This window comes from Agrobacterium sp. GW821-FHT14E08, from assembly GCF_058803865.1.
In genome coordinates, this window is record NZ_JBXAPJ010000002.1 from 153,394 (window position 1) to 173,765 (window position 20,372).

The following is a 20,372-nucleotide window of genomic DNA, read 5'->3' on the forward strand; positions in this document are numbered from 1 at the left end:
GTGCACACCACCTATCTCATCGGCTTTCAGGTCCGCCCCGGCCAGCGTGACCGCTTTCTCGAATTGCTGAATGCGCTGCTCGACGCCATGCGGCACGAAAAGACCTTCGTGAACGCAACACTGCACCGGGATGGTGAAAACGAGAACCACTTCCTGCTGCATGAGACCTGGAGCGACCATCAGGACGTCATCGACGTTCAGATCCACCGCCCCTATCGGCAAGCATGGCACGATGCCCTGCCCGAGCTTCTGGATGCGCCACGGGATATTTCCGTCTGGCATCCCATGCGGGCGGATCACGCCGCATAGCGACACGGACGGTGGGAAAGCCGCGCGCGCCCTTTGCGCTAGGATTTTCGCGACAATACCCGCGGTTCGCCGATTTTGAACCAGGCCTTGGCGATCCTGCCGTTCTCAACTTCATAGATGCAGGCAACGTCGACCTCTCCCTTTCCTTCCGGAAAGTTCCGCGTGACCGTTTCATGGTCAATGACGACATTGCCAACGACAATGCGCGTCAGCAGTTTTCCATGTAAATCCGGCTCCTTGAAGCGCTCGATGTGGCGCTGTCGAATCTCTGCCGCGCTTCCCGCCAGAAGCGTCGCCGGGAAAGCGTAATACTGACAATCATCCGCCCACCAGAGCATGAAGGCATCGATGTCACGGGCATTGTAGGCCTCAAGCTGCTTTTGTACCGGAAGCTCTATTTCACTATTCAAAACACACCTCTGCAGAAATGCCGTCGTGGTTAAATTGATTCTTTGATGAGCGAATGTCCCGCATTTGCAAGCAGACCGAAGGCTTTTTCCAGATCGCCGGTTTTCAACAGCAGATGGTCGCCATCGAAAGTCGAAACCACAAATATTCCTATATCATTGGTGGATAAGGGCTCGATGACGGACAGGACGATGTCCGTTTCATCAAAGGCAAATGGCCCCTGAAACTTAAAACACGACCAGCCCGCATCAAACTGGACATCCCGCGGGATGCGGTCTTTCCGGCAGACGATGGAAAGTTCGTCATCGGTCCGGCTGATGCTGACGAACCCGCCACCATCGGCCCATGCGGGGATGGCTTCAGACGCTTGAAGCCGGGCCACCCCATACTCGCCTTCCAAAACCCGTAATTTGACGCGCGCTGCCATCTGGAAATTACCTTTCTCAAAATACGAAGGCTTGGCTTACCAGCTGCCGATACGTGCGGTTGAGTGCCAGCCCTTATTTGACGCGAAAACCTACCAACAAAAAGGGGGCCTTCCGGCCCCCAATTCTCGCTACACAACCGTGACCGGCCTGCTCAGAACTCCGTCCAGTCCTGATCCTTGGCGGCTGGCGCTTCGGCTGCGCCGCCGAAGGCGCGGGCGAGGCTCTGGCCAAGCGCGCGAGCCGGCGAGGCGACGGGCCTTGCGGTTGCGGAGGCCGATTTTACCGGAGCCTTGCGAACCGGTGCGGCCGGCGCGGGCTGGAAAGCGGGCCTTGAGGAAGACTGGCGCGGCGCGGCGGCATATCCACCGGCAACGGCAGCACGGGCGCCGCCCATCCTGAACTGGCCAAGCAGGCTGTTCAGCGCTTCCGCTTCGCGGGCCAGCGAATGGCTGGCGGCGGTCTGCTGCTCCACCATGGCGGCATTTTGCTGCGTGCCCTGGTCCATGGTGTTCACGGCCGTGTTGATTTCCTGCAGGCCCGTCGCCTGTTCACGGGCCGCGACGACGATGGCGCTGACATGGGCGTTGATCTCCTCGACTTCTGCCACGATGAGTTCCAGAGCCTTGCCGGTCTCGTCGACCAGATTGACGCCGTTTTCCACCTGCTGGCTGGAAGCGCCAATCAGCGTCTTGATTTCCTTGGCGGCATTGGCGGAACGCTGGGCGAGTTCACGGACTTCTTGCGCAACCACGGCAAAACCCTTGCCCGCATCACCGGCGCGGGCGGCTTCGACGCCGGCGTTCAACGCCAGAAGATTGGTCTGGAAGGCGATATCGTCGATGACACCGATGATGTTGCCAATTTCGCCCGAGGATTTCTCGATTTCGCGCATGGCGGCAACCGCCTTGCGGACCACGACACCCGACTTTTCCGCACCGGCGCGGGCGCGCTGCACCAGATTGCCGGCGTCCTCTGCGCCGCGGGCGCTATCGCGCACCGTGGTGGTGACTTCTTCCAGGGCTGCGGCGGTTTCTTCGATGGAGGCCGCCTGCTGTTCGGTGCGGCGCGACAGATCGTCGGCGGCAGACAGCATTTCGGAAGCGCCGGCATTGATGGCGGCCGCGTTCTCGCCGACGGTTTGGAGCGCCTGCTGCAGCTTGTCGACAGCACTGTTGAAATTGACGCGGACCGGATCGATGGCAGGCACAAAGGGCGTTTCAATACGATAGGAGAGATCGCCATCCGCAAGAGCGGCAAGGCCCTTGCCAAGCTCGGCGCTGGCGAAGGCGCTGGCGGCTTCGTCGCGCGCCTTTTCCTCTTCGTTGCGGCGACGTTCAGCCTCCGTCGCGGAGCGCATGCGATCTGTCTCACCGGCGAGGCGGGATTTTTCCAGCCCGGCTTCCTTGAAGACCAGAACGGCCTTCGCCATCTTGCCGACTTCGTCTCCACGATCCGTGGCCGGAACTTCCGTGTCCAGATTGCCATCGGCAAGCCGGCTCATTGCCGCAGTCATGCCGACGATCGGCGTGACGATGGAGCGCGACAGCGCCCAGATAAGGGCAACGGCGAGAAGACCGGCAACAGCGCCGCCACCCAGAAGCGCATATTTCAGGTTCAGTGCGGCGGCCTGCTGCTCGGCCGCGTAAGCGGTGGACAGGCCGTTCAGCTGTTCCTTGATCTTGGCGGCGGAGGCGCGGAAGCCGTCGAGCTGGCCCTTGGCCTGATTGCGGCCGATCTCGATGATTTCGGAAATCGGCGCTTCGGTCGTCTTGCGCGCGGCGATCTGCGGTTCCGCCAGTTCCTTGAAGAACACGGTGGCGGATTTCTGCATGTCGTCGATGGATTGCAGGATGTCCGGCTGGCCGGCGGCCAGCGCGCGGGCTTCGTCGAGCTTCTTCAACATGATGTCGCGCTGGGCGAAAACATCATTATAGGTGCTGTCGCTGCGAAACAGCAGGAAGCCGCGCTGGTTGACGGCCTGTTCCAGCATGGCGGCCTTCGCGCCGTCCACGGCCTGAATGATGTCCTTGGTGCGGTTATTCTCGACCGTGACGCGCTCGCTCCCCAGCGTCTGCCAGAATACGACCGCGGAGGCGAGCAGACACACGCTCATCAAAGCGCAGAAGGTGACAATGAGCTTTATATTGATGGGGAGGTTTTTCAGCGACATCGCAAACTCTCTCGGCGACCCGATGCCGCGTAGCAGGCGTCTGCGCTGCAACGGTCGCAATTTTGTGGATGGGAGGAGTTGCCGTCATGGCAGGTTCCGGTGGCCGCACGGGCCTTGCGCACAAAGTGCAATACAAGCCTTTATATTGGATTAATCGAACATTCTGACTTTGCGGTGCAACATCAAGGGACGACAGCGGGCATCGCCGGTCCCTTTCAGCGATAAATCGCTTGCATCGGCGGGGTTTGGCGGTCATTGACACGGGACCATGTCCAAAACATCTGAAAATGAACGGCTTGACCAGCTTCTAGTATCGCTCGGCCACTTCGCCAGCCGCTCGCGTGCGCGCGATGCGGTTTCGCGCGGCACCGTGACCGTCGACGGCAAGACCGTCACCAAACCCAGCCAGACCGTTGCCGCAAATGCGAAGATCGCCATCAGCGATCCTGCGCAGGCTTACGTCTCCCGCGCCGCCCTCAAGCTGACAGCCGCGCTCGATCATTTCCGGCTCGATCCGAAGGGCCATGACTGTCTCGATGTCGGCGCTTCGACTGGTGGTTTTACCGAGGTGCTGCTCCATCGTGGTGCCAAACACGTCACCGCCATCGATGTCGGGCACGGGCAGATGCATCCAAGGATCGAGAACGATCCGCGTGTGACCAATCTGGAAGGGCTGAATGCGCGCTATCTGACGGCAGAGGATATCGATGACCGGCCCATCGGTTTCATCGTCTCCGACGTGTCCTTCATTTCGCTGAAGCTTGCACTTGCCCCGGCACTTGAGCTTGCGGAAGCCGGCGCTCTGGCTGTCCTGCTGGTGAAGCCGCAATTCGAGGCGGGCCGCGACGCGATCAGCAAAGCGGGGCTGTTGAAGGAGCCGGAAACGGCGCCTGCCGTTGCCGCTGAACTGGAACGCTGGCTGACCGAGGACATGGGCTGGAAGAGCCTTGGCCTCATTCCCTCACCGATTTCCGGCGGTGACGGCAATGTCGAATTTCTTCTCGGAGGCGAAAAGCCATGAGCACACAGACCGTCACCATCAAGAGCCTGGGTGCGCAGGGCGACGGCATCGCGCACTGTCCCGACGGCCCGGTCTATGTGCCCTTCTCGCTTCCCGGCGAGACGGTCGCCATTGCCAAGGTCAAGGATCACGGCACGGTCATGTCGATTGCGGAAGCCTCGGCTGACCGTCGTGACCCCGTCTGCCGTCACTTTGGTCCCGAAGGCAAGAACGGCACCTGCGGCGGCTGTTCGCTGCAGCATCTGGCCGACCAGCCCTACCACGCCTTCAAGCGGGAACTGGTGGTTTCGGCATTGAAATCAAAGGGCCTGACGCCGCCGGTGGACGAGCTTGTCATCTGTCGCCCCGGCGAGCGCCGCCGCGCGGTGTTCGCCGCCCGCCGGACGGAAAAGGGCCTGCTGCTCGGCTTCAGCCAGGCGAACAGCCACCACATCGTCGCCATTGAGGAATGTCCCGTCACCTCGCCCGGCATCGTCTCGCGGCTGGATGCCATCCGCGCCATCGGCCTTTCGATGGTAACGAATGCCGAACCCTTCCGCATGACCGTTCTTGAAACGCTCTCGGGCCTCGACATTTCAGTCGAAGGCATCAAATCCGTCGCCGACAAGCAGCGGCGCGCATTGACGGAAACGGTGCTGGCCATGCGCGGCATTGCTCGCGTCTCGTTATCGGGCGAAATCCTGATCGAGCCGCAAAAGCCGATCATCGAATTCGGCGGCGTTCCGGTCTCGCCGCCCGCCGGCGGTTTCACGCAGGCGACCAAACAGGCCGAAGACGCGATGGCGGAGCTGGTGCTTGCCCATGTCGGCAAATCCAAACGCATTGCCGATCTCTTCTGCGGTTCCGGTACCTTTGCGCTGCGGCTCGCGCGCATCGGCAGGGTGCACGCGGTGGAAGCCGAAGACAAGCCGCTGAAGGCGCTCGATTTCGCCGCCCGCAACATGCAGGGCCTGAAACCTGTCAGCGTCGAGAAGCGCGATCTCTTCCGCCGCCCGCTGATGACGAGCGAATTGAAGAATTACGATGCTGTCGTGTTCGATCCGCCCCGCGCCGGCGCCGAATTCCAGTGCAAGGAACTGGCCCGCAGCACGGTGAAGAAGATCGTCGCGGTGAGCTGCAATCCGCTGACGCTCGCACGCGATCTCGCGCTTCTCACGGAGGGCGGTTATCGCATCACCCGCGTCACGCCGGTCGATCAGTTCCTGTGGTCGCCGCATGTGGAGGCGGTGGCGACGCTGGAGAAATAGTTACCAGGCGGTATCGACCGTGCCGTTGCCGACCACGCCCGAGCAGCGGCAGCTGCCGCCGACACGGCCCCGCTCGATGGGGCAAACATAGGGCCGGCGTCGATTGGCGCTGTCCGGCGGGGTGATGACGCAGACGAAACGGGCGCGGCGCTGGCGGTCGCGGCTGTTGCCGGAATAGAAATTCGGGCTGTCGTCATCCGTGGACTGCGCCAGAATGACGTTGTTGCCCGAAACCGGCAAAGGCGCGGTCGTCGCCGCCTCTGCAATAGTTGCGGCGGAGAGGAACAAGGACAGGGCGAAAACGAAGTGGCGCATGGCAGTTGGCCTTCGGACAATGACGTTGCTTTATCTAACCCAAGCCATATTGACCGCTTCCTTAACCGCAAGGACTTCCTGCCAGAACGCTTAACGGCGCATGAATGCCTCAAAGGCGGCTCGCGCTTCGGCACTTTGCAGCTGCGCGATGAAATGGCGGCCTTCCTCTTCGATGCGGGCGAGCAGATCCGCCGGGTTTCCGCGAACCAGATCGCGGGCGATCTTCAGCGCCTGCTGTGGTTTGGCCGCAAGCCGGGTGGCAAGCGCCAGCGTCTCGCTCTCCACATGCTCCGGAGCGACGACTTTCCAGATCATGCCGGCCTGCACCGCCTGTTCGGCAGTAAAACCTTCGCCCATGGCAAGCAGCGCAAAGGCGCGCTGGTGGCCGATGAGTTTTGGCACGAGCAGGCTGGAACCCGCCTCCGGCACCAACGCCAAATCCACGAATGGAGTCTTGAACAGGCTGCGGCTGGAGGCGACCGTCAGGTCGCAATGCAGGTTCAGCGTCGTGCCGATGCCGATGGCGAGCCCGTCGACGCCGGATACCATTGGCTTTTGGAAAGCGACGAGCGCTTTCAGAAGCTCAAGCGCGGCAAGTTTGCCCTTTCCGCCCGACATGGCGAAGGCGAGAAAATCAGCCATGTCATTGCCGGCAGAGAAGCAGCCTTCCGTGCCGAGAAAGGCGACGACGCGAATCTCTGGGTCCGCATTGGCAGCGTGGAGGGCATATGCCATACGCAGATACATGGCATCGGTGATGGCGTTTTTCTTGTCCGGCCGGTTGAAGCGGATGGTCAAGACATCAGGCGCATGGCCGACGCGCTCGACAAGAATGTGTTCGTCCGACATCTGAAGCTCCTCAAGCCAATACGGTGCGGGCGGCGGCAAGGCTTGCCGCACCTGATATAACGCGGTCCTTCAGCGCCGCCGTTTCCGCCAGCAGATTTTCCGCAGCAAAACGACAAAGGGCTGCGCGATGTCCGCCCCTGCCATCATCGACGGCGGCCAATGCGCCCTTGGCGAGATAGGCGCCGGTGAGCGCCAGACCGAAGAGGCGCTGATAGGGCGTCGCGCCGGCGAGCGCCGTTTCGGTTTCGCCTGCCTTGATGCGGTCCAGCAGCCAGTCGGTCGCCGTTACCAGATCGCCAAGGCTCGCTTCGAGATAACGGCCGGTCTCGCCGAGATCGTCGCGGTTCGAAGCGGCTGTGCAGGCGGCGATCTCACGCAGTTCGGCGATGAAACCGCGCACCTGTGCGCCCTCGGAAAGCGGCAGCTTGCGCAGCACCAGATCGATGGCCTGAATGCCGTTGGTGCCTTCATAGATCGGCGCGATGCGGGCATCACGCAGATAACGCGCCGCTCCGGTTTCCTCGATGAAGCCCATGCCGCCATGCACCTGAATGCCCATAGAGGCGACATCGACGCCGGCATCGGTGGAAAAGGATTTGGCGATGGGTGTCAAAAGGGCAGCGCGCTCCTGCCAGTGAGCGCGCTCCCGGGCGTCTTCAGTCGCATGCGCCATGTCGATGGCATGCGCACAGCTGAAGGAAATCGCCCGCGATCCTTGCGTCAGCGCCTTCATCGTCAGAAGCGTTCTGGCGATATCCGGGTGTTCGATGATCGGGCTCATGCCGGAACCCTGCCAGCCGGGCGCCTTGCCCTGCGTGCGCTCCCTGGCATAGTCGATGGCCTTCTGGGTCGCCGCTTCGCAGATCGCCACGCCCTGCATGCCAACGGCAAGGCGGGCGTTGTTCATCATGGTGAACATGCAGGCGAGACCCTTGTTCTCCTCACCGATCAACCAGCCGAGAGCACCCTTCCCTTCACCAAATTTCCCGTCGCCGAAGATCATGGTGCAGGTGGGCGAGCCGTGAATGCCGAGCTTTTGTTCCAGCGAATGGCAGAACAGATCGTTGCGGCTGCCCGGCCCACCGTTCTCATCAGGCAGGAACTTCGGCACGAGGAACAGCGAGATGCCGCGCGTGCCGGCAGGCGCATCCGGCAGGCGGGCGAGAACGAGGTGGATGATATTATCAGCCGCATCGTGTTCGCCCCAGGTGATGAAAATCTTCTGGCCGAAAATACGGTAGGTGCCGTCGCCATTGCGCTCCGCCCGGGTCTTCAGGACGCCGAGGTCCGAACCCGCATGCGGCTCGGTGAGGTTCATCGTGCCGGTCCATTCGCCGGAGACGAGTTTCGGCAGATAGGTGTGCTTGAGGTCATCGCTACCGTGGGCGACAAGGGCTTCCACAGCACCCATGGTCAGCGTCGGCGCCAGAGCGAAGGCCATGGAGCCGGAATTCCACATTTCGAGTGCGGCGACATTCAGCATATGCGGCAGGTTCTGGCCGCCGAATTCTTCCGGCGCGGTCAGGCTGTTCCAGCCGGCTTCCGCCCAGCGGCGGTAAAGATCGGCCCAACCGTCGGGCGTGGTGACCTTGCCGTCGGCGAGCTTCGCGCCCTGCCGGTCGCCGATCTCGGCAAGCGGCGCGACCTCGGCGGTGGCGAAACGGCCGGCTTCGTGCAGAATGGCATCGACGAGATCTTCACCGAGATCTCCCAGCACACCCTTTGCAAGTGCGTCCTGAAGACCCGCCACATGTTTGAGCGTAAAGGCGATATCGTCCACCGGCGCGGTATACATGCTGCCTCCTCCCGAAGCTTTTGCCTATCGTGCTGATCTTCGGGCTAAATGATTTTTACGTAAACGTCAATTTGAAAATTCCCGTCATTTCAGCGGGATTGTTATAAAACTGTCATATGAATTTGCTCAGCATGCGCTGAAAGGCGCTTCGCCGCCGCCGCTCCCACACCGGAACGACGAACGCCTCCCTCCTCCCATCCAGCCGGTCAGGACTGCCACGATGGATCTCGTAACACCCGTTATTCCCGGCCTTGTCTGGGCCTATCAATTCCACCCCGGCACAGCCCCGTGCCGCCGGCTTGCACCCGATGCCGGCTTTCACGAAATGGCCGATTGCGACGGCTTCTTCTGGCTGCATCTCAATCTCGCCGATCAGCGGGTGGCGGGTTTTCTCGAAACCATAGAGGGTCTCGATCCGGCGGCGCGCGCAAGCCTCACCACCCATGAGACACATCCCTCCATCGTGGTGGATGAAAAATCGCTTTACGGCACGCTTGTCGATTTCCAGCGGGAATTCGACAAGGAGACACGTGATTTCGGGTGGCTGCATTTCGCGGTGAGCGACCGTTTCATCATCACCACCCGCCTGCAGCCACTGCATTCGGTGGACCGGCTGAAGGCGGCGGTCGACAAGAATTCCAACCGCTACCTCACGCCATCGCATGTGTTCGAAGGCCTTGTCGCCGAATTCCAGCGCTCGCTCATCAATCTGGTGATGGAGACGACGGAAGAGCTGAACGCCATCGAGGATATGGTCTATGACAGCGAGACGCGCGACGAACGGCGGCGGCTTGCCCCGCTGCGCCGCACGGTGGTGCGCCTGCACCGGCATCTGCGCACCGTGCTGACCCTGATGCGACGGGCTTCCGCCGCCGATGATGACGAGATGCCCAATGGTTTCGAGGATGTCGCCTCACGCCTTATGGGGCGTCTGGAAGCCGTCGATCATGACGTCTATGCCCTGCAGGAGCGGGCAAGGCTGCTGCACGAGGAAATCGATTCCAAACTCTCGTCGGAGACAAACCGGCATCTTTATATCCTGTCGCTGATGACGGCGTTCCTGCTGCCGCCCTCGCTGGTGACCGGTTTCTTCGGCATGAATACGGATGAGCTGCCGTTTACGGTCGGCACCGGCGGCACGCTTTCGGCCAGCATCTTCATCGTCATCTCGGTAGCGCTTGCCTGGTTCGTGCTGAAGCGGGCGCGGATTTTGTGACGATCAACAGAGGTCAACCGACTTCTTAGCGGGGTGGCGTCGACATTCTAACTCGGCGTCATCCTCGCCCTTGAGGCGAGGATCCACAACCACCGGCGACAATGGATCCTCGGGTCAAGCCCGAGGATGATAAAGGCTGATGTTACGAGGCCTATAAAAAGCTTGAGCCGCCCGGTATTCCTCCGGGCGGCTCCATCGACTTCGGCTCGTCCAATCTATCAGCTGTAAGGCGAATAGCAGGGCTGGCGCGGGCCGTGATATGGCTGGAACGTGTTGCTATAGGCATCGTAGGACCGATAGCGGCCATAGCACCAGTTCACATGTGCCTGGCTCATGCCGGCACGACGGACCGGGCGGTATTCGCGATAGACCGGACGCGGACGATATTCCGGAACCGGGCGGTAGACTTCGCGCGGCTGCGAAAGCGCACCGCCGATGATCGCACCCGTCGCAAAGGCTGCGAGCGGGAACCAGTAACCGTCATGATGACGGTAGCCCGGACGGTAATCGCGATAACCGCGATGACCACCGTACCAGCCACGACGTCCGCCATCCCAGTCGCGACGATCGCGCCAGTACTGCACATTCACGATATTCTTGCTGGCGTCATTGCCCACCGTCTCGACACTCTTCGGTGCCGCCGGCAATGGCATTGCAGCTTCCGCCGGAACAATCGCTCCCGCAACCACGATCGCAGAAAGACCGACAGCCAAGATATTCTTCATATAGTCTCTCATCTGACTTCCTCCATTCACGACGGTCGACAGGCCGTTGGACGTGAATAATAACACCTTCTTCTTCTTACTCAGCCAGCTTGTCGGCTCTGGCCGGAACATTACTGGTTGCAGGCTAGGCGTTTTCGCCTGAACCCAGCATTAACGATGCATTCACGCTTCGGTTACCGAACCGACAGTCCGAAAGCAAAAGCCCGGATCAAAATCCGGGCTTTCGAAAACCACTATCAGCGGCTGTAAGGCGATACGCATATGCGGCGCGGACCGCTGGTCGGCTGGTAGCTGTTGTCGTAAGCGCGATACGAACGCCAGCGGTTCTGACACCAGGAAACATGGCTGCCGCCATAGGCCGGACGCGGCTGCTGCACGGCGCCGCCGATGATCGCACCAGCTGCAAAGGCTGCAAGCGGGAACCAGTAGCCATTATGATAGCGATAGCCCGGACGGCGATCGCGATAGCCGCGGTGGCCATTGTAATATCCATCACGCGGCGGGCGCGGGCGATACATGCGGTCGCCATGCCTGCGGTCGTAACGGCGGTCCCATTCGCGGTACTGCACCGGCACGACATTATTGTCGGCGGCGATCGCCGGCTTCGGCATCGGTACAGGCGCCTGGAACGCCTGCGACGGCGTGAAGCTTGTGAGGAAAACGACAATCGCCGTGGCGACGCTCGTTGTCCGGAAATTCATCATGATCTTCCTCCGTTTGCTCTGGCGCGTTGAACCGCGCCTTTCACCGTTCACTCTCATCGGAGGTAAGGGTCAGTCCCCCAAGAACACCCGAAAAGAATTCGATGACGTGCAAACGAGTTTGATGAAATTTAGTTCCACGGCAAAAATCACGCCGCCCAATGAGATGGGTTCCGCCCGTCAGGCTTCCACCTTCACATCCGTCAGAGGCCGCGAGCAGCAGGCGAGAATATAACCTTCCTCGATTTCCTCATCGAGAATGCCGCCATTGTGATTCATCTCCACCTCACCGGAAAGCTTCAGCACCCGGCAGGTGCCGCAAATTCCCGATTCGCAGGCGGCACCGATGCGCACACCGGCGGCGCGCGCCGTCATCAGAACGGTCTGGCCAGGCTGGCACGGCATTTCTTTTCCGGAAACGGTGAAGCCCACCATCGACAGCGCTTCACCATCCGCATCGACAAGAACGCTTTCGCCGACGGCAACGGGAGTGGCGGGCGAAAAGCTTTCCTGATGGTAGCGCCCCATATCGAAGCCCGACGCTTCCAGCATGGAGCGGACGGCGGCCATGAAAGGCTCCGGCCCGCAGCAGAAGACGGTGCGCTCCATGAAGTCATGCGCGAGCAATGCGATCTTGGCCTTGTCGACCATGCCCTTCAGGCCGGACCACAGATCGGTGCGGCCGCATTTCTCGACAATAAAGCCGAGAGACAGGTTCGGCATGAACCGGGCGAGATATTCCAGCTCGTGACGGAAGACGATATCGCCGGGAGTCCGAGAACAATTGATGAAGGCAATATCGCTCTGCGGGGCGCGGTCGCTCATGTCGCGCACCATCGACATCATCGGCGTGACACCGGAGCCTGCCGAGATGAACAGATATTTGTCACCGGGATGTTTGACGTAGGAAAAGTCGCCAAGCGGACCGAGCGCCCGGATCTTCATGCCGGGCTTCAGATTGTCGAACATCCAGCGGGTGCCGATGCTATTGGCCTGCGCCTTGACCGTGACCGACAGCGCATAGGGCCGCGACGGGCTGGAGGACAATGTATATGTCCGGTAGAGTGGTTCCTTGCCCACCGGCAGTTCCAGCGTCACGAACTGACCCGGCAAATAACGGAACCAGTTCTGATCTTCGGAGCGGAACAGGAACGTCATCACGTCAGGCGTCTCGGGCGTCACCGAGATACATTCCAGCAAGTGAAGCTTGTCACTCCACGGCTTCATCTCGTCTATGTGCTTGTAGCTCACAACCATATTCATCTTCGCATCACGCTACAGCCGAAAGCCTGGCCTTGTCGCCGGACAGCCGGTCGACCATGAAATCGGCATACCAGTTGACGAACTGCATCACGCCGCCCTCGTCCTCCATGGAATAGGGGCCGGGCTCATAGGCGGGGGAACGAATGCCGAAGGCATTTTCCTCGACGATGCGGCGGTCCTGATCGTTGGTTTCGTTCCAGACGTGGGTGAGGTCTTCCAGATCGTAATCCACGCCCTCGACGGCATCCTTGTGCACCAGCCATTTGGTGGTGACCATGGTTTCGTTGGCGCTGAGCGGCAGCACCCGGAAGGAAATGGTGTGGTCACCGAGGAAGTGGTTCCACGTCGTCGGGTAGTGGAACAGCAGCAGCGCGCCGATATGGCTGATGCTGACATCGTCGGACAGCGGCCGGCGCACGGCGCGTTTGCCGGACATGGTGTAGCTTTCCGCTTCGCCGATCAGCGGCATGCGGGCGACGCGGAACTGGCCCTTGGGGTCGATCTTGAAACGGCTCGGCAGGCCGGCAGCCTCGCAGCGCGCCCAGTGGCCGCCGATTTCAGGATCGCTCGCACCACCATCCGTTCCCGTCACGCTCGGATTTTCGGGATAGGTGCGGCAGAGTTCCGGGTGGTTGGCGGCGCAATGGTAGCATTCGCGGTTGTTTTCCCAGACGAGCTTCCAGTTGCCCTTTTCGATGATGGTGCTTTCATGCGCGACCTTGGCTTCCCAGATGCGGTGCGGGGCCATGTAGCTTTCGACTTCGGCGCGCATCGGCGCGAAATCCGCCGGCTGGTCGGCAAGGCAGATGAAGACGTAACCGGCAACGGTTTCGCAGGCGACCGGCTTCAGGCCGAAATCGCCCTTGTCGAACTCCTCGCCCATATGGCGGGCGAACAGCAGCTTGCCGTCCAGATCGTAGGTCCACTGGTGGTAGGGACAGACGAGACGCGCGGACTGGCCCTTCTGCGTGGTGCAGACGCGGGAGCCGCGATGGCGACAGGAATTATGGAAGGCACGGATCTGCCCGTCACGACCGCGGACGATGACGACGGAATAGGCGCCGATCTGAACGGTGAAATAGCTGCCGGACTTCGCCACCTCGCAATCATGGCCAACGAACAGCCAGTCGCGATACCAGATCGTTTCCATATCCAGCTTGAAATAATCCGGGTCCGTGTAGAAGGGCTGTTCCAGGCTGAAGCCTTCGCGGCGGTTCTTCAGCTGGCGCAATACGGTTTCACGCAATTCCATGGCCAAATCCTCGATCAAACCGCCCTGCCCGGCACCATTCACGCGGGCTGCGGAAGCATGTCCCATCTAAACACCGGCGGGTATTTGCGGCAGCGCAAACAGCGACATCGGCTTCCGCATTGGCGACAAATTGCGACATGCGCCGATAGCCCTCGCAGGCCATTCCGCTTGCGAAATCCGCGCGCTATTCGGTCCAATAAACCGCGTCGCAATATGACGCATGATGTCGCGTGCATCCTATCCACCCTTCAGAAAACGGGGGTTGCGGCGCAACGGAGTTTTAACGCTCCCTAAACTATGTTGGCTGATCGACAGCAACGAGGGCGTTCCTGGTGGAGAAGGCGACACGCATACGTTATTTCGATGCGGGCAAACATTCGGTCATACCGATACGTTCCAATACCGCGCATTCTGACTTCCTGCGGACCGGACGCATCACCCGTTACGAAGAGCGCTGGCTGCCGAAAGAGCGCGTCTATTACAGCCACGACGAGGTCGCCGCGATAACCGGGCGCAAGCTCGAAGCTGCCGCCGACGCCACCCATAGCCGTCTCAATGGCTTTCACCACTCCATCCGCTTTCCCAAGATGGTTTTCCACCATCTGCTGGATGAGCGTCCGCATCTCGGCTATTGCCATGTCACGGCAGCGAAGACCAGTTTCGACGCGCGCCGCCATGTTTTCTGGTCCTTCTATTTCGCCAATTTCTTCGCCGAGCTGAGCGGTGCTGAAAACTTCTTCGAAAACATCGATGCACGCTATTCGCGGATGTATTTCGCCGTCGCCATAAACGCGCTCCCTGATCAGGGCATCGCGGTCGATACGTCCTTCCATCGCAGCGGCCTTCTGTTCCAGACCCATGATCCGCGTGTGGCCCTGAAGAACGTGCTGATGCTCGGCGCGCGCTCGGACGAGATGCGCAAGATCATCAAGGCAATATAAAAGCAGCGATAACGCTTCCCATAAAGGCTTGAAATACGCTATTGACGCCCTGAAAGGCAGCATCATGGCGCGTCACATCAATATCGAAACCGAGCGGGAAACCGCCTTGCAGGCAGCCGTTACCGAGCTTGCAGATGGCCAGCCCATCGCCCTGCCGACGGAAACCGTCTATGGCCTTGCTGCCGACGCCACCGATCCGGCCGCCATCACCCGCATTTACGAGACGAAAGGCCGGCCGCAGTTCAACCCGTTGATCTGCCATATGGCCGATATCGCCATGGCCGAACGTTACGCGGTTTTTGACCCTGTCTCGCTGAAACTCGCCGAAGCTTTCTGGCCCGGACCGCTGACGCTGGTTTTGCCGCTGAAACCGGCAAGCAGCATTCATTCGCTGGCGACGGCCGGGCTCGACACGGTCGGCATTCGTGTGCCGCAGGGTTTTGCCGGTGACTTGATCCGACGGTTCGACCGGCCGCTGGCAGCGCCCAGCGCCAATAGTTCCGGCAAGATCAGCCCGACGAGTGCGGCCCATGTCGAGGCCGATCTCGGCCAAAAGATCAATCTTATTCTCGATGGCGGCGCGGCCTCCGTCGGCGTCGAATCCACCATCGTCAAGGTGGAAGAGGATGGCCGGGTGCGGCTGCTCCGTCCCGGCGGCATTGTCACCGAGGACATAGAGCGCGTTGCCGGCAAACGGCTCGAGCGGCCCAAAAAAGCCTCTGCCGCCATTGAGGCGCCCGGAATGCTGGCCTCGCATTATGCGCCGGGCGCTGCCGTGCGCCTCGGTGCAACATCGGTTTCTCCCGGCGAAGCGCTGATCCGGTTCGGCGGCATCCCCATCGCCGGTGAAGAGGCGGCGCGCACCGTGCTCGATCTCAGCCCTTCCGGCGATCTTTCCGAGGCCGCCGCCAATCTGTTCGATTATCTCAAAGCCGCCGATGCAAGCGGTGCAAATATAATCGCCATCACCGCCATTCCCACCCATGGTCTTGGAGAGGCGATCAACGACCGCCTTTCCCGCGCCGCCGCGCCGCGAGGCTGACGGCACCCAATCCTTTCGCCCATGTTTCAAAAGACAGCGAGACGCCGCCCATGACGACCACCGCCATCCCCTCCTCCGACATCCTCGACCGCTTTACCGCCATTGTCGGCGAAAAGAACGCGGTCCGCGACCCGGCGGAAATGGCGCCGCGCCTTGTGGAAAATCGCGGGCTTTATCGCGGCGCCTCGCCGTTACTCATCAAGCCCGGTTCGGTCGAGGAGGTCGCGGCCATCCTGAAGCTTGCGAGCGAGACCGGAACCCCCATCGTGCCGCAGACCGGCAATACCGGCCTTGTGGGTGGCCAGACACCGCGTGCGGACGGCAGCGATATCATCCTGTCGCTCGAGCGCATGAACCGCATCCGCGATATCGATCCCGTCGCCAATATCATCGTGGCGGATGCCGGCTGCATTCTTGATGATATTCACAAGGCCGCCGATACGGTGGAGCGCATGTTTCCGCTGTCGCTCGGCTCGCAGGGTTCGTGCCGCATCGGCGGCAATCTCGCCACCAATGCCGGCGGCACGGCGGTTCTCGCCTATGGCAATATGCGCCAGCTTTGCCTGGGGCTCGAAGTGGTGCTGCCAACAGGCGAAATCTGGAACGGGCTGCGGCGGCTGAAGAAAGACAATACGGGTTACGACCTGCGCGATCTGTTTATCGGTTCAGAAGGCACGCTCGGCATCATCACCGGTGCGGTACTGAAGCTTTTCCCGAAACCGCTCGGCCATCAGGTGGCCTTTGCGGGACTTGGCTCCACTGAGGACGCGCTGAAACTGTTCGAAATGGCCTCGAACCTTTGCGGCACGGCGCTGACCGGCTTCGAACTGATGCCGCGCATCGGCGTGGAATTCACCACGAGACATATTCCCGGCGTGCGCGATCCTCTCGAAAATCCGCATGACTGGTACGCACTCATCGATATTTCCACCTCCGATTCAGCGGAGACGGCGGATACCATGATGCAATCGCTGCTGGAGCGCGGTTTTGAAGCCGGGCTGGTTCAGGATGCGGTAATCGCCGCATCCGAGGCGCAACGGCAGGCGCTGTGGCACATGCGCGAAAGCATGTCGGACGCGCAGAAACCCGAGGGCGGTTCGATCAAGCACGATGTTTCCGTTCCGGTTTCAAACATACCGGAATTCATGGCGACGGCGGAAAAGGCGGTTCTCGCCGCCATTCCAGGCGCCCGCATCTGCGCCTTCGGCCATCTCGGCGACGGCAACATCCATTATAATATTTCCCAGCCGGTCGGCGCCGACAAAGCCGAATTCATTGGCCGCTGGCGGGATATGAACGAGATCGTCCACGGCATCGTGTTATCGCTCGGCGGCTCGATTTCGGCAGAGCACGGCATTGGCCAGCTGAAGCGCGACGAACTGGCCGCCATCCGGCCCGGCATCGAAATGGAACTGATGCGGCGCATCAAGCACGCTTTCGATCCCGCCGGCATCATGAACCCCGGCAAGGTGCTTTCGTCCGGCCAAGCCCATTGACGGCCTGATAGAATACGGGCGGTTATGACCGCCCGTTTCTTCCGGGAAGGGGCCAGCTCAGACTAGCGGGCACATTCGATCAATTTTTCAACGCCGCCCCAATTGTCGAAATGGGTTTTTCCCATCGCGGCAATCTCATTACGCCATTTTTTTGCGTCGACTGTCGGATGAGACGTCTTGCCGGGAAACACCACGGTAATGACCGGGATCGGATCCTTATTTCTCTTCTCATCGGCAATGCCTGATTTTGCTCGCAGAACGCCGCCCTTGTTCACCAGAGGATTGTTGCCGATGTCCTGATGGAAGCGCACGGAGGCTTCGCCGAGCTTACCGCCGTCCCCGTAAACCCCGTAAGCGAAACGTTTGGTTGCCGGGCGATAAACGACGACTATGTCGCCACCCCTCACACCATATTTCCTCACGAAGCTACCAGACAAAACAACATAGGGAATTTCATTGGCATCGATCCAATGCCTTTGTGTTCCTGCCGGTCCATCTGGAACCGAAACGGACGTCTCCGTAATAAAAGCCTTCCCCGGCAGGGGATCGCCAGCCTTTTGAACTATCGGCCTATTATTCTCGTCTTTGGAAAAACCAAATATTCTGACCTTCGAATAATCACCGGTCGCAACGGCTTTCTTCCAGGCATCACGGCATTTTTTCTCCCATCCATGCCGGTCGGTTTCAGGTGTTGATCCTACCGCAGTGACGCCGTCGCAGGTGTAGGATAGTCCCTCGCCGTTAACCAGATAGGAGTTCGGCGCTCCATCCGCATCGACCTTGAGTTCTGTCGTGGTGAAAACGACGCCGCCCGTTCCACATCGGGCCTGAGACAAAGCTGCTGTCGGGAATGCCAATATTGTAACAATGCAAAAGGCAGCGTGGATTTTGGAAGAATTTGACTTAAAGAATCCGCAGGACATGCAACCCTCCCCTAAAAGACATTTATAGGTTGCATTTATTCCCGTAAAAGTCGAGCCGATATTCTTCCTCGCGATGCAATTCAGCGGCTTGCTGACATCGCAGTCGCGTTCGATCTTTCGCTTGATTGTCTCAGGCGTGGCAGGTTAGCCCGCAGGTCGCGCCGTCCAGGCTGGAACCAGCTCCGCATTCAGGCGACGCGACTTTTGCGCCTGGATGAACTGTGTCAGGTCCATGCCTGGTTTTGCGATCGCGACAGCATGTTTCTTCGGCATCAGGTAGCCATATTCCAATGGCGGCTGACGGCGGATGATTCGGCTGAAAAACGGACGCTTGTGATAACGGGACGGGGAAAACCGGGCAGGCTCCGCGCACACCGTCACATATTCCAGTATTTCCTCGATCCAGCCGCTCTGCGGGCGTGCGCCCGGCTCCACCAGCAGGATCCATTGTCCGCGCGCGGACTGCATGACGTCCGCAATGTCCCATTGCACATAAAAACGGCAGCCAGCGGCATCGGCGACGCGCGACGATCCATCGCGCGAACCGTGATCGAGGATCACAACATCGCTTACAAGCCCTTCCACGGCCCCGGTTACGAGCGCAGACAGCGTGTGCGCCAGCTCCGGTTCCTGATCCCGGCATTCCATTATGACTGTCAACATATGCATAGCTCTAACGCATCGCACAATAAATTGCCACTCCGCTCGCCGCGAGAAAAATCCGGTATGGTTTATCGCGGCGACAATGGACAAGCGGCGCCAATTTTCATTTTTGTTCTTGTATTGTTCTCATTCTTGCGTTAGGAATTTAATCATTCGAGGAGGTGATGAAATCCTGCTCGGATGGAAACGGTTTAGGGCGTTGGGCCTGCCTTCAGGGGCGTGCCGCGACCTCGGAGCATCCAGATGAGAGACCACACTCTTTCGGGGCAGGCTGCCTTTCAGCCGCGCCATACGCCTGACATTGCCAATGCGCTGGCCGATGCATCGGGCCTGCGGATCGAGATCGACCGTCGTCGCGGCCGTGGTGCGGGACTTAATCCCGACGGGCGCTTCGAAGCCTTGCAGCGCGAGGTTTTCGACGATGGCTGGCAGACGCTGGAGGATATGCCGGAATTCCGTACCGAAGTGCAGGTGGAAAAGCCGCGCAGCATCATCACCCGCAATGAATCCCCCGATATCCCATTCGATCGTTCCATCAATCCCTATCGCGGCTGCGAACATGGCTGCATCTATTGTTTCGCCCGCCCCACGCACAGCTATATGGGGCTTTCGGCCGGGCTGGATTTCGAATCGAAGCTCTTCGCCAAGCCGGATGCGGCGAAACTCCTGGAACGGGAACTGGCCAAGCCGGGCTACAAGCCGCGGGTGATCGCCATCGGCACCAATACCGATCCCTATCAGCCGATCGAGCGCGAGTGGCGCATCATGCGGCAAATACTGGAAGTGCTGGCCAAGGCCGAACATCCCGTCGCCATCGTCACCAAATCGGCGTTGATCAAGCGGGATATCGACATTCTGGCGCCCATGGCCAGAAAGGGGCTTGCCAAGGTCGGCATTTCCGTCACCACGCTGGACCGGAAGCTTTCACGCAACATGGAGCCGCGCGCCGCCACGCCGGAGAAGCGACTGGAAGCCGTCAAGGCGCTGACCGAGGCCGGCATTCCCGTGGCCGTGATGATGGCGCCCGTCATTCCGGCACTTAACGATCATGAGATCGAGCGTATTCTCGAGGCCGGCAAGGCCGCCGGCGCCACCGAAGCGTCCTACGTGCTTTTGCGCCTGCCGCTGGAGGTGAGCCCGCTGTTCCGTGACTGGCTGCTGCGCAACTATCCGGACCGCTATCGCCATGTCATGTCGCTGGTGCGCTCCATGCGCGACGGCAAGGATTATGATGCGGAATTTGGAAAACGCATGAAGGGTGCCGGCCCCTATGCCTGGCAGATCGGCAGGCGTTTCGAGATGGCGACCAAACGGCTCGGCCTCATCCGCCGCGGCATTCATCTGCGTGACGATCTCTTCGTGCCGCCGGGCGGAGCCGGCGTGCAATTGTCGCTGCTTTGAAAGACCGTTGCTGAAAACAGACCCCGCCTGATCGAAGCACCACATGGAGCGTACGACGATATCAGGCAGAACATGACAAGGAGCGGCGGCCTCTTTTTGGCCGCCACACTCCCACGAAATGCCCTGCGGGTTTTCCCTGGCCCGCCGGACATCGCCCCCGGAACCGCCGCCTCGCGTGCGATCGTTTTTCCTCCGCCGCCCCGTTGG

At 60.5% G+C, this 20,372-nt stretch carries 20 protein-coding genes; 8 read left to right on the forward strand and 12 right to left on the reverse strand.

From position 1 onward, the window contains the following. Positions 1 to 309, forward strand: coding sequence for a putative quinol monooxygenase (locus AC1ROR_RS09550; RefSeq protein ID WP_498589265.1), 309 nt, complete (start codon positions 1 to 3; stop codon positions 307 to 309). A 38-nt stretch (positions 310 to 347) separates the two neighbouring features. On the opposite strand, the gene AC1ROR_RS09555 is transcribed toward AC1ROR_RS09550, so the two are convergent. The 3 genes from AC1ROR_RS09555 to AC1ROR_RS09565 all read right to left on the reverse strand — a co-directional run bounded on the left by AC1ROR_RS09555 (position 348) and on the right by AC1ROR_RS09565 (position 3,315). Beyond that, positions 348 to 719 (reverse strand): nuclear transport factor 2 family protein, encoded by a 372-nt coding sequence (locus AC1ROR_RS09555; protein WP_498589266.1) that lies wholly within the window; start codon positions 717 to 719, stop codon positions 348 to 350. A gap of 29 nt (positions 720 to 748) precedes the next feature. After that, positions 749 to 1,144: an ACT domain-containing protein gene (locus tag AC1ROR_RS09560; protein ID WP_498589267.1), complete on the reverse strand. Its 396-nt coding sequence runs from the start codon at positions 1,142 to 1,144 to the stop codon at positions 749 to 751. 152 nt (positions 1,145 to 1,296) lie between these two features. Then, positions 1,297 to 3,315: a methyl-accepting chemotaxis protein gene (locus AC1ROR_RS09565; RefSeq protein WP_498589268.1), complete on the reverse strand. Its 2,019-nt coding sequence runs from the start codon at positions 3,313 to 3,315 to the stop codon at positions 1,297 to 1,299. Positions 3,316 to 3,583: 268 nt separating this feature from the next. Here AC1ROR_RS09565 and AC1ROR_RS09570 point away from each other — a divergent pair, with 268 nt between their 5' ends. Both AC1ROR_RS09570 and AC1ROR_RS09575 read left to right on the forward strand, forming a co-directional pair. Then, positions 3,584 to 4,336, forward strand: a complete 753-nt coding sequence (locus tag AC1ROR_RS09570; protein ID WP_498589269.1) for a TlyA family RNA methyltransferase — start codon at positions 3,584 to 3,586, stop codon at positions 4,334 to 4,336. Then, positions 4,333 to 5,583 (forward strand): class I SAM-dependent RNA methyltransferase, encoded by a 1,251-nt coding sequence (locus AC1ROR_RS09575; protein WP_498589270.1) that lies wholly within the window; start codon positions 4,333 to 4,335, stop codon positions 5,581 to 5,583. Before AC1ROR_RS09570 ends, AC1ROR_RS09575 begins: the two co-directional genes overlap by 4 nt. Here the strand turns inward: AC1ROR_RS09575 and AC1ROR_RS09580 are convergent, their stop codons facing one another. The 3 genes from AC1ROR_RS09580 to AC1ROR_RS09590 form a co-directional block, all read right to left on the reverse strand. Continuing rightward, the gene (locus tag AC1ROR_RS09580) at positions 5,584 to 5,898 is read right to left on the reverse strand and encodes a hypothetical protein (RefSeq protein WP_498589271.1); all 315 of its coding nucleotides are present in this window, start codon (positions 5,896 to 5,898) and stop codon (positions 5,584 to 5,586) included. 90 nt (positions 5,899 to 5,988) lie between these two features. Beyond that, on the reverse strand, positions 5,989 to 6,747 hold the full coding sequence (locus tag AC1ROR_RS09585; RefSeq protein WP_498589272.1) for a crotonase/enoyl-CoA hydratase family protein: 759 nt from the start codon (positions 6,745 to 6,747) through the stop codon (positions 5,989 to 5,991). A gap of 10 nt (positions 6,748 to 6,757) precedes the next feature. Further along, on the reverse strand, positions 6,758 to 8,542 hold the full coding sequence (locus AC1ROR_RS09590; RefSeq protein ID WP_498589273.1) for an acyl-CoA dehydrogenase family protein: 1,785 nt from the start codon (positions 8,540 to 8,542) through the stop codon (positions 6,758 to 6,760). A 220-nt stretch (positions 8,543 to 8,762) separates the two neighbouring features. On the opposite strand from AC1ROR_RS09590, the gene AC1ROR_RS09595 reads away from it, so the two are divergent. Continuing rightward, positions 8,763 to 9,758, forward strand: a complete 996-nt coding sequence (locus AC1ROR_RS09595; RefSeq protein WP_080833649.1) for a transporter — start codon at positions 8,763 to 8,765, stop codon at positions 9,756 to 9,758. 218 nt (positions 9,759 to 9,976) lie between these two features. Here the strand turns inward: AC1ROR_RS09595 and AC1ROR_RS09600 are convergent, their stop codons facing one another. From AC1ROR_RS09600 to AC1ROR_RS09615, 4 genes are all read right to left on the reverse strand, one after another. After that, positions 9,977 to 10,495 carry a BA14K family protein gene (locus tag AC1ROR_RS09600; RefSeq protein WP_498589274.1) on the reverse strand — a complete coding sequence of 173 codons (519 nt, stop codon included), beginning with the start codon at positions 10,493 to 10,495 and terminating at the stop codon, positions 9,977 to 9,979. A 224-nt stretch (positions 10,496 to 10,719) separates the two neighbouring features. Then, positions 10,720 to 11,187 (reverse strand): BA14K family protein, encoded by a 468-nt coding sequence (locus AC1ROR_RS09605; RefSeq protein ID WP_035218634.1) that lies wholly within the window; start codon positions 11,185 to 11,187, stop codon positions 10,720 to 10,722. Positions 11,188 to 11,364: 177 nt separating this feature from the next. After that, entirely contained in the window at positions 11,365 to 12,447 is a 1,083-nt protein-coding gene (locus tag AC1ROR_RS09610) for an FAD-binding oxidoreductase (protein WP_035218637.1), read from the reverse strand. A 7-nt stretch (positions 12,448 to 12,454) separates the two neighbouring features. Further along, positions 12,455 to 13,699 (reverse strand): aromatic ring-hydroxylating oxygenase subunit alpha, encoded by a 1,245-nt coding sequence (locus tag AC1ROR_RS09615; protein WP_498589588.1) that lies wholly within the window; start codon positions 13,697 to 13,699, stop codon positions 12,455 to 12,457. Positions 13,700 to 14,031: 332 nt separating this feature from the next. Here AC1ROR_RS09615 and AC1ROR_RS09620 point away from each other — a divergent pair, with 332 nt between their 5' ends. The 3 genes from AC1ROR_RS09620 to AC1ROR_RS09630 all read left to right on the forward strand — a co-directional run bounded on the left by AC1ROR_RS09620 (position 14,032) and on the right by AC1ROR_RS09630 (position 17,178). Next, complete coding sequence (locus tag AC1ROR_RS09620) at positions 14,032 to 14,640, forward strand: DUF6656 family protein (RefSeq protein ID WP_498589275.1); 609 nt, start codon at positions 14,032 to 14,034, stop codon at positions 14,638 to 14,640. Between the two features lie 64 nt (positions 14,641 to 14,704). After that, positions 14,705 to 15,682: an L-threonylcarbamoyladenylate synthase gene (locus AC1ROR_RS09625; protein WP_498589276.1), complete on the forward strand. Its 978-nt coding sequence runs from the start codon at positions 14,705 to 14,707 to the stop codon at positions 15,680 to 15,682. Between the two features lie 50 nt (positions 15,683 to 15,732). Beyond that, on the forward strand, positions 15,733 to 17,178 hold the full coding sequence (locus AC1ROR_RS09630) for an FAD-binding oxidoreductase (RefSeq protein WP_498589277.1): 1,446 nt from the start codon (positions 15,733 to 15,735) through the stop codon (positions 17,176 to 17,178). Positions 17,179 to 17,240: 62 nt separating this feature from the next. Here AC1ROR_RS09630 and AC1ROR_RS09635 read toward each other — a convergent pair whose 3' ends face one another. Continuing rightward, on the reverse strand, positions 17,241 to 18,101 hold the full coding sequence (locus AC1ROR_RS09635; protein WP_498589278.1) for a hypothetical protein: 861 nt from the start codon (positions 18,099 to 18,101) through the stop codon (positions 17,241 to 17,243). 144 nt (positions 18,102 to 18,245) lie between these two features. Then, the gene (locus AC1ROR_RS09640) at positions 18,246 to 18,764 is read right to left on the reverse strand and encodes a glycosyl transferase (protein WP_080836482.1); all 519 of its coding nucleotides are present in this window, start codon (positions 18,762 to 18,764) and stop codon (positions 18,246 to 18,248) included. 243 nt (positions 18,765 to 19,007) lie between these two features. Between AC1ROR_RS09640 and AC1ROR_RS09645 the strand changes: the two genes are divergently transcribed. After that, positions 19,008 to 20,165, forward strand: coding sequence for a PA0069 family radical SAM protein (locus AC1ROR_RS09645; RefSeq protein WP_080833640.1), 1,158 nt, complete (start codon positions 19,008 to 19,010; stop codon positions 20,163 to 20,165). Positions 20,166 to 20,372 lie beyond the last annotated feature (207 nt).